Source organism: Spongiactinospora sp. TRM90649 (assembly GCF_029382225.1).
Classification (GTDB): Bacteria; Actinomycetota; Actinomycetes; order Streptosporangiales; family Streptosporangiaceae; genus Spongiactinospora.
Genome location: NZ_JARLTC010000027.1, coordinates 175,369 through 182,665 on the forward strand (window position 1 = coordinate 175,369; position 7,297 = coordinate 182,665).

A 7,297-nucleotide genomic window follows, 5' to 3' on the forward strand; every position below is an offset into this window, starting at 1 on the left:
CTCCCCCATGGCGGACCCGAGTGCCCGAGTGCCCGGGGCGACCGCGAGGGGTCAGCCTTCCCTCTCCCGGGTGAGCGCGTCGAGGACGGCCTGCCCCGCCTGCCGCGTGTCGCGGGCCACATGGGCGGTGCCGCCGGTGGCTTCGGCGATGCGGTTCAGGTCGCGGCGACCGGCCTCCGCGCCGAGATCGATCACGGCCACCGCCACCGGGCGCTCCGGGTCGTACTCGGACTCCAGCATGGCGACCAGATCGTCCAGATCGGGCGTGCCGGTGTCCCGCGCGCCGTCGGTGATCAGCAGCACCAGGCCGGGCCTGTCCGACCCGCGAGCCGACAGTTCACGGAACGCCGCGAGCACCGGCTCCTTCAGGCCCGTGTCGCCGACGACTCCGGTGGGCAGATGGCGGGTGACCGTGCGGATCTCCGCCGAGCGGCCCCGGACCGGGCCGAGCGCCAGCAGCTCGCGGTAGGGACGGGCGCTGCCGAGCCCCGCCCCGAACCGCCAGACGGCCGCGTGGCTGCCCTGCGGCAGGCGTCCGGCCGCCTCCCTCACCAGCCGGGCCGCCACGTCGATCCGCGTGCTCGAACCGCCCGCGAAGGCGCGGCGCATGGACGCCGAGGCGTCGACGAGCACCACCGCGCGGACCGGGGCGGTCAGCGCGCCCAGCGAGTTCAGCGCCCGGGCCGTCCGTTCCGGGGGCAGCGGCGCGAGCCGGGCCGGTTCGTCGGCGCGCAGGCCCCGTTCGGCGTGCTCCCGCCCGTCGTCGGCACGGCCGTCGCCGTCGCGGAAACCGGCCGCGCGGATCGCTCGCCTGCCGTCGGCCGAGGTGATCGTGTCCTGGAAGTCGAGCGCGGTGGCGCGCTGCGCCGCGTCGCCGACGAGCACCAGGTAGGGGTGGTCGAGGCTGACCGCCCCCTCCTTCGGGTAGAGCATGGCGGCCCGCCCGGCGGCGTCGGCGCCGCCTCGGGCGAGCAGCGACTGCTCGGTGGCGACCACGGCGACGGGCGCGCTCTTGGCGCGCCGCGAGCCGAGCAGGTCGAGGGCCGCCGCGGGGTCGGGCACGATGGCGTCGCGCAGCGCGGCGAGGTCGCCGCCGAGGTCGCCGAGGGCGAGGGCGGCCTGCCCGACGGCGGAGCGCCGGGGGTCGGGCAGTCGTACGGCGAGCCGTCCGGGCGCGGACGCCCCGGCGGACACCATGCTCCACGTGGGCTCGTCCGCGCCCGCGCCGAGACCGGCCGCGAGGCGGGCGGTGCGCGCCTGCCGTACGGCGAGGATCACCGGGGTGCGCGCCACCGACGTGCCCGCACGCAGCGGGCCGCGAGCCCCGCCCACCGAGGCCAGCCCCGCCCAGCTCGACGACTCGGGAACCCATACGTCGGGCGGGGCCGCACCGGCGGCGAGCGCCGCGGCGACCTCGGCCGACTCGGTGGCCTGGACCTCCACCTGCGCGCACCCGGTTCGGGCGGCGTCGCGTTCGGCGAGGTCGCGCAGCACGGGGGCGATACCGGGGTCGGCGGCGATCCGCACCCGGTCGGCGGTCGCGCAGTCGGAGGGGCCCATCACGGCCCACACCCCGCCGCCGGTCATGACCAGGACGGTGAACACCACGGCCGCGGCGACCGCGCCGTGCCCGCGACGGCGTGCGGGCGGGTAGAAGTCCTCGGGCGCGATGATGGGCAGTTCCTCGGGCGGACGTGCCGGGCGGAGATCGGGTTCCGCCTCCGGCGGCCACACCCGGAGCTGGTCGGGCCACTGGGTGCGTGGATCGGGGCGGTCGTCCCGGCCGCGGCCCCCGGGAGCCCGGGTCGCACGATTTCTCCTGTCCAACTCCCGCACCCTGATTGTTGAACCGACTGTGGCACCGCGCACGGATCCCCGTCGCTCACGGGATCCTAGCGCCAGAAGGGACTGATGATACGCCTGTGGCGCGGTCCTCTCCCGCGTACCGGCGAACCAGATGCAAAAATAGATAAACCCCGAAAATCAGCACGTCACCTGCGGACCGGAGGGCGGTCGCCGACCCGTATGACCAGAATCCCGAGGCTGGACACGGCCCAGCGGATCTTCAGTTATGCCGCTGACACCGTGGCCGGATTCTTCGGCCTGCTGCTCGGCCTGCAGAAACTCACGCTCATGGCGCTCAGCGCGGGCACCGAACCCGGCATCGACATCTCCCTGCGCTGGCGTTCCGTGGCCGCCGGGATCTGCCTCATCGGCGTCTACGTCTGCTTCTGGCGTCTCCACCGCGCCGCGTTCCGTCAGGTGCCCCGCCCGACCGTCGGACTCGTGGTGTCCGCCGTGCTGGCCGTACTGGCCGTGCTGTTCAACCCGATGGGCGGGGAACTGGCCACGATCCTCTGGTTCATGGGCGCGGTCCTGCACCTGCGGGTGCGGGTCGCCCTGGTGGCCGGCCTGGTGGCGGCGGTGGGACCGCTGTTCTGGCTGCCCATCGTCTACGGCGCCCCTCCCACCGCGACCTACTGGGTCCTGAACATCGCGATCATGATCGGCTGGACGGGCGTGCTGGGCGGGCTGATGCTCGCGCTGCGCTGGCTCTGGCTCGTGACCAGGGAGTTCCACGCCGGGCAGGAGGCCAGGGCCACGCTCGCCGTCTCGGAGGAACGGCTGCGCTTCGCCCGCGACCTGCACGACCTGCTCGGGCACAGCCTCTCGGTGATCAGCCTGAAGAGCGAGCTGTCCGCCAAACTCGCCATGAAGGATCCGCCCAAGGCGGCGGCGGAGATGCAGGAGGTGCGCCGGCTCGCCCGCGAGTCGCTCAAGGAGGTGCGCGCCGCCGTCCGCGGCTACCGGACCATCGACCTGGACGCGGAGCTGTCCAGCATGCGGGCCGTGCTGGAGGCGGCGGGGATCCAGTGCACAGTGGACACCAAGACCGAGCACCTGGCCGTCGAGCAGCGCGCGCTGCTGGCCTGGGCCGTCCGCGAGGGGGTCACCAACATCCTCAAGCACAGTACGGCCACGCGCTGCTCCATCAGCATCCGCGACGGCGTGCTGGAGATCCGCAACAACGGCGTGGACGGCACCGCCGACACCACCGGCAGCGGCCTGCACGGGCTCTCCGAGCGGATCGCCGTCAAGGGCGGCTCGCTGTCCGCCCACACCACGGAATCCGGCGAGTTCCTGCTCAGGGCGGCGATGTGAGCGAGTCCGAGACCATCAAGATCCTCCTCGCCGACGACGAGCACCTGATCCGGGGCGCGCTGGCCGCGCTGCTCGGCCTGGAGGACGGCCTCGAAGTCGTGGCCGAGGTCGGCCGGGGCGACGAGGTCGCCCCGGCGGTCGAACGGCACCGGCCCGACGTCGTGGTGCTTGACATCGAGATGCCCGGCATGGACGGGCTGACCGCCGCCGAGGCGATCCGCGGCAAGTGCGCCATCGTCATCCTGACCAGCCTCGGCCGTCCCGGCTACCTGCGCCGCGCGATGTCCGGCGGCGTCAGCGGCTTCCTGGGCAAGGACGCCTCGGCCGAGGAACTGGCCACCGCCATCCGCAAGGTCCACGCGGGCGGCCGGTACCTCGACGCGGAACTGGCCGCGGCGGCGATGGCCGCCGGCGACAGCCCGCTGACCTCCCGCGAGCGCGACGCCCTGCGGATGGCCGACCGGGGCGCCGACGTCGGCCGGATCGCCCTGGAACTGCACCTGACCGAGGGCACCGTGCGCAACTACCTGTCCAGCGCCATGGCCAAGCTCAACGCGAAGAACCGGCTGGAGGCGATCCGCACCGCGCAGCGGATGGGCTGGCTCTGACACCGGTTCTCCACCCCGTCACGCGTCCCGGCGGACGAGCGCCGCCGCCGCTCCGGCGAGCAGCACCACGGTCCAGACCACGAGGATCACCATCGCGCCCGTCGCCGAACGCGCCCACAGCCCGTCGTCGGGGTGCATCAGGTTCGTGACGGCGGCGCCCGGGAAGAACGGGTAGATGTTGTCGCGCGCCCACGCGGGCAGCAACATCGCCACGACCCCGGGCAGGTAGATCCCGCCGATCACGATCGTGATCGCCCCGGCCGAGCTGCGCACCAGCGTGCCGACCGCCAGCGCGATCAGCGCGATCAGCGGCAGCAGGACGGCGGCGCGCAGCACCGCCCACAACGCGGTGGAATCGGCGAGCGAGGACTGCATGTCCAGGGACGCGAAGAACGCCTGGCCGACGAAGAACGACACGAACGACACGATCACCCCGGCCACCAGCGCCACCAGGGCGACCACCAGGGCCTTGCCTGCGAGCAACCGGGGACGGCTGGGCACCGCCGCCAATGTGACGGTGATCTGCTTGGTGGAGTACTCGGACGTGATCACCAGCGCGCCGAACACGATCAGCGAGATGACCGCCACGTCGAGGCCGCTGAGCGAGATCGACACCGGGTCGAGCGTGGCCCGCTGCATGCGGGGCATCTGGTCCCAGGTGGCCACGATGGTCGCGGTCAGCAGCGTCCCCAGCGCGATCCCGCCGACCACCGCGACGATGACCGTCCAGTAGGTGGAGCGCACCGAACGCGCCTTGGTGACCTCCGAGCCGAACACACTGATCGCGCTCATCTGCTGACCTCCCTGTTCTCTGCGGTGCGCGTGCCGTCCTGGCCCGCGCGGAACTCCACGTCCACCGCCGTCAGCTCCATGAACGCGGTCTCCAGCGAGGCGCGCATCGGAGCCAGCTCGTACACCGGCACCCCCGCCCGCGAGGCCACGCCGGCGATCCGCTCGATCTCCATGCCGGTCACCCGCAGTTCGTCGTCGCCCTCCGCGACCTGCGCCCCCTCGGCGACGAGCAGCTCGCGCAGACGGGCGAGCTCCGGCGTGCGGACGCGGGTGTAGCCCTGCGAGCTGTGCGCGATCAGGTCACCGGTCGTGGTGTCGGCGACCAGCTCACCGCGCCCGATCACGATCAGGTGGTCGGCCAGCCCCTCCATCTCGCTCATGATGTGGCTGGACAGCAGCACCGTGCGGCCCTCGGCGGCGAACCCTTTCAGCAGGGTGCGCACCCACCGGATCCCCTCCGGGTCCAGGCCGTTGATCGGCTCGTCGAACATCAGCACCCGAGGGTCGCCCAGCAGCGCCGCCGCGATGCCCAGCCGCTGGCTCATGCCCAGCGAGAAGCCCTTCACCCGCTTGCGCGCCACCGTGGCCAGGCCCGTCATCTCCAGGACCTGATCGATCCGCGTCCGCGAGATGCCATTGCTCTGCGCGAGCGAGAGCAGGTGCGCGTACGCGGTGCGGCCCCCGTGGACGCCCCGCGCGTCGAGCATGGAGCCGACCTGCGTCAACGGCGCTCGGAGCCCCGCGTACGGCACCCCGTTCACGATCGCGGTGCCGCTCGTCGGGCGGTCGAGCCCGAGGATCAGCCGCATGGTGGTGGTCTTGCCCGCGCCGTTCGGCCCGAGAAATCCGGTGACCAACCCGGGGCGCACCTGGAAGGAGAGGCCGTTGACCGCCTTGGTCTTGCCGAAATGCTTGGTGAGGCCGGCTACCTCGATCATCCGAGACCTCCTGAAGTCCGTCCGGTCACATCACCAAGAATGGCCTGACGAGCTCCAGGAAAGGTAGTGCCGAAAATCACCTGCCTTTTATGACGAGAATCATTAGAAGCTCGATACATATCTCATGTGTGCCGGGTGACGTCGGCGACTACCTATTCACGGTATTTCCCATGAAGCTGATGACATGTCATTCCAACCGCGTTCGAGCACCGTGCTGCACGTCGCGCTGCTCGCGCTGGCGATCGTCGCGGTACTGACCGGCTGCGGCGCGACGCCGCCCGCCGCCGCCCCCGAGAGCCCGTCGCCCGACGCCTCCAGCGCGCCCGACGAACGGCTCACGCCGTACTACGCGCAGCGCCCCGCCTGGAAGGACTGCGGCAAGGGCTTCCAGTGCTCGACCGTGCAGGTTCCCCTCGACTACGCCGCCCCGGATGGCCGGCGCATCACCATCGCCGTCAACCGGATGCCCGCCCTGCCCGGTGGGCAGCGGATCGGCTCACTCGTGCTGAACCCCGGCGGACCCGGCGGCTCCGGCCTCGACGCCGCGCGCGCCACCGGCCCCCTGATGGACCGGCGGCTCCGCAAGAGCTTCGACGTGATCGGCTTCGACCCGCGCGGGGTCGGCGAGTCCACGCCGGTCCGGTGCCTTACCGCGGCCGACCACGAACGGCAGCGGAACATCTCCTTCGGGGACGACGAGGCCGGCACGAAGGCCGCCTGGCGCACACTCTCCGGCCAGTGCGAACGCAATGCGGGCTGGCTGCTCCCCCACGTCGGCACCGACAACGTGGCGCGCGACATGGACGTGCTGCGAGCCGTGCTCGGCGACCGCTCGCTCACCTACCTCGGCTGGTCCTACGGCACCGAGCTGGGATCTGCCTACGCCGACCTGTTCCCCGGCAAGGTCAGGGCCGCCGTCCTGGACAGCGCGGTTAACCCGTCGGCCGACCCGCTGGACCTCAGCGTCGCTCAGTTCAAGGGCTTCGAGCTCGCACTGCACTCCTTCATCGAGAACTGTTTCACCGCGAGCGACTGCCCGCTCCGATCGAGGACGGTCAAGCAGGCCGCGGCTGAGATCGCCGCGCTCGCCGAGCGCGCCGACGCCGAACCACTGGGCGGCTCGGTCCCCGGCGGCCAGGTCCTCGGCGGCGTCGCGGCCACGCTGTACTCCAAGAGCGCCTGGCCGATGCTGCGCAAGGCGCTCGCCCAGGCGATGGACAAGAAGCAGGGGACGCTGCTCGCCGAACTGGCCGACTCCCTGGAAGGGCGCAAGCCGGACGGCACGTGGAGCAACCAGATGGAGGCGGGTCTCGCCGTACGCTGTGCCGACTGGCCGCGCACCACCCGGGTCCAGGCGTCCGCCGCCGCCGAGGGCGCCCTGCGGGACGCCCCCACCTTCGGGAAGACCATCGCCCTCACCTGGACCCGCTGCTTCTCCTGGCCGGTGCCGCCACCGAAGGCCCAACGGCCGGCCCCTCATGCCAAGGGCTCCGCGCCCATCCTGATCATCGGCACCCTGCGCGACCCGGCCACTCCGTACGCCTGGTCCGTCGCGTTGACCGGTCACCTGGAGAACGCCAGGCTGCTCACCTTCGAGGGAGACGGTCACGGGGTCTATCTGATGGCGGGGTCCAACTGTGCGGACGACGCGATCGACGACTATCTGACCGATCTCCGGCTGCCGCCGGAAGGGATGCGCTGTCCCGGCGTATGAGAGCACCAAAAAAAGGGAGGGGCTCCCAGCGCCGAAGCGCGGGAACCCCTCCCCTTCATATTCAAAGATCGTGCGGCGGCGAC

General features: G+C 72.0%; 6 protein-coding genes. 3 read left to right on the forward strand and 3 right to left on the reverse strand.

Annotated elements, in window-relative coordinates; all coding sequences use genetic code 11:
* Positions 1 to 51: 51 nt before the first annotated feature.
* Positions 52 to 1,827 (reverse strand): substrate-binding and VWA domain-containing protein, encoded by a 1,776-nt coding sequence (locus P3X83_RS28360; RefSeq protein WP_277308293.1) that lies wholly within the window; start codon positions 1,825 to 1,827, stop codon positions 52 to 54.
* 198 nt (positions 1,828 to 2,025) lie between these two features.
* Between P3X83_RS28360 and P3X83_RS28365 the strand changes: the two genes are divergently transcribed.
* Both P3X83_RS28365 and P3X83_RS28370 read left to right on the forward strand, forming a co-directional pair.
* The gene (locus P3X83_RS28365; RefSeq protein WP_277308294.1) at positions 2,026 to 3,162 is read left to right on the forward strand and encodes a histidine kinase; all 1,137 of its coding nucleotides are present in this window, start codon (positions 2,026 to 2,028) and stop codon (positions 3,160 to 3,162) included.
* The gene (locus P3X83_RS28370) at positions 3,159 to 3,770 is read left to right on the forward strand and encodes a response regulator transcription factor (protein WP_277308295.1); all 612 of its coding nucleotides are present in this window, start codon (positions 3,159 to 3,161) and stop codon (positions 3,768 to 3,770) included. The genes P3X83_RS28365 and P3X83_RS28370 overlap by 4 nt, the downstream gene beginning before the upstream one ends.
* A gap of 18 nt (positions 3,771 to 3,788) precedes the next feature.
* Here P3X83_RS28370 and P3X83_RS28375 read toward each other — a convergent pair whose 3' ends face one another.
* Both P3X83_RS28375 and P3X83_RS28380 read right to left on the reverse strand, forming a co-directional pair.
* Positions 3,789 to 4,562 (reverse strand): hypothetical protein, encoded by a 774-nt coding sequence (locus P3X83_RS28375; RefSeq protein ID WP_277308296.1) that lies wholly within the window; start codon positions 4,560 to 4,562, stop codon positions 3,789 to 3,791.
* A complete protein-coding gene (locus P3X83_RS28380) occupies positions 4,559 to 5,500 on the reverse strand; it encodes an ATP-binding cassette domain-containing protein (RefSeq protein WP_277308297.1) in 942 nt (313 codons plus the stop codon). Before P3X83_RS28380 ends, P3X83_RS28375 begins: the two co-directional genes overlap by 4 nt.
* A gap of 184 nt (positions 5,501 to 5,684) precedes the next feature.
* On the opposite strand from P3X83_RS28380, the gene P3X83_RS28385 reads away from it, so the two are divergent.
* Positions 5,685 to 7,214, forward strand: a complete 1,530-nt coding sequence (locus P3X83_RS28385; RefSeq protein ID WP_277308298.1) for an alpha/beta hydrolase — start codon at positions 5,685 to 5,687, stop codon at positions 7,212 to 7,214.
* Positions 7,215 to 7,297 lie beyond the last annotated feature (83 nt).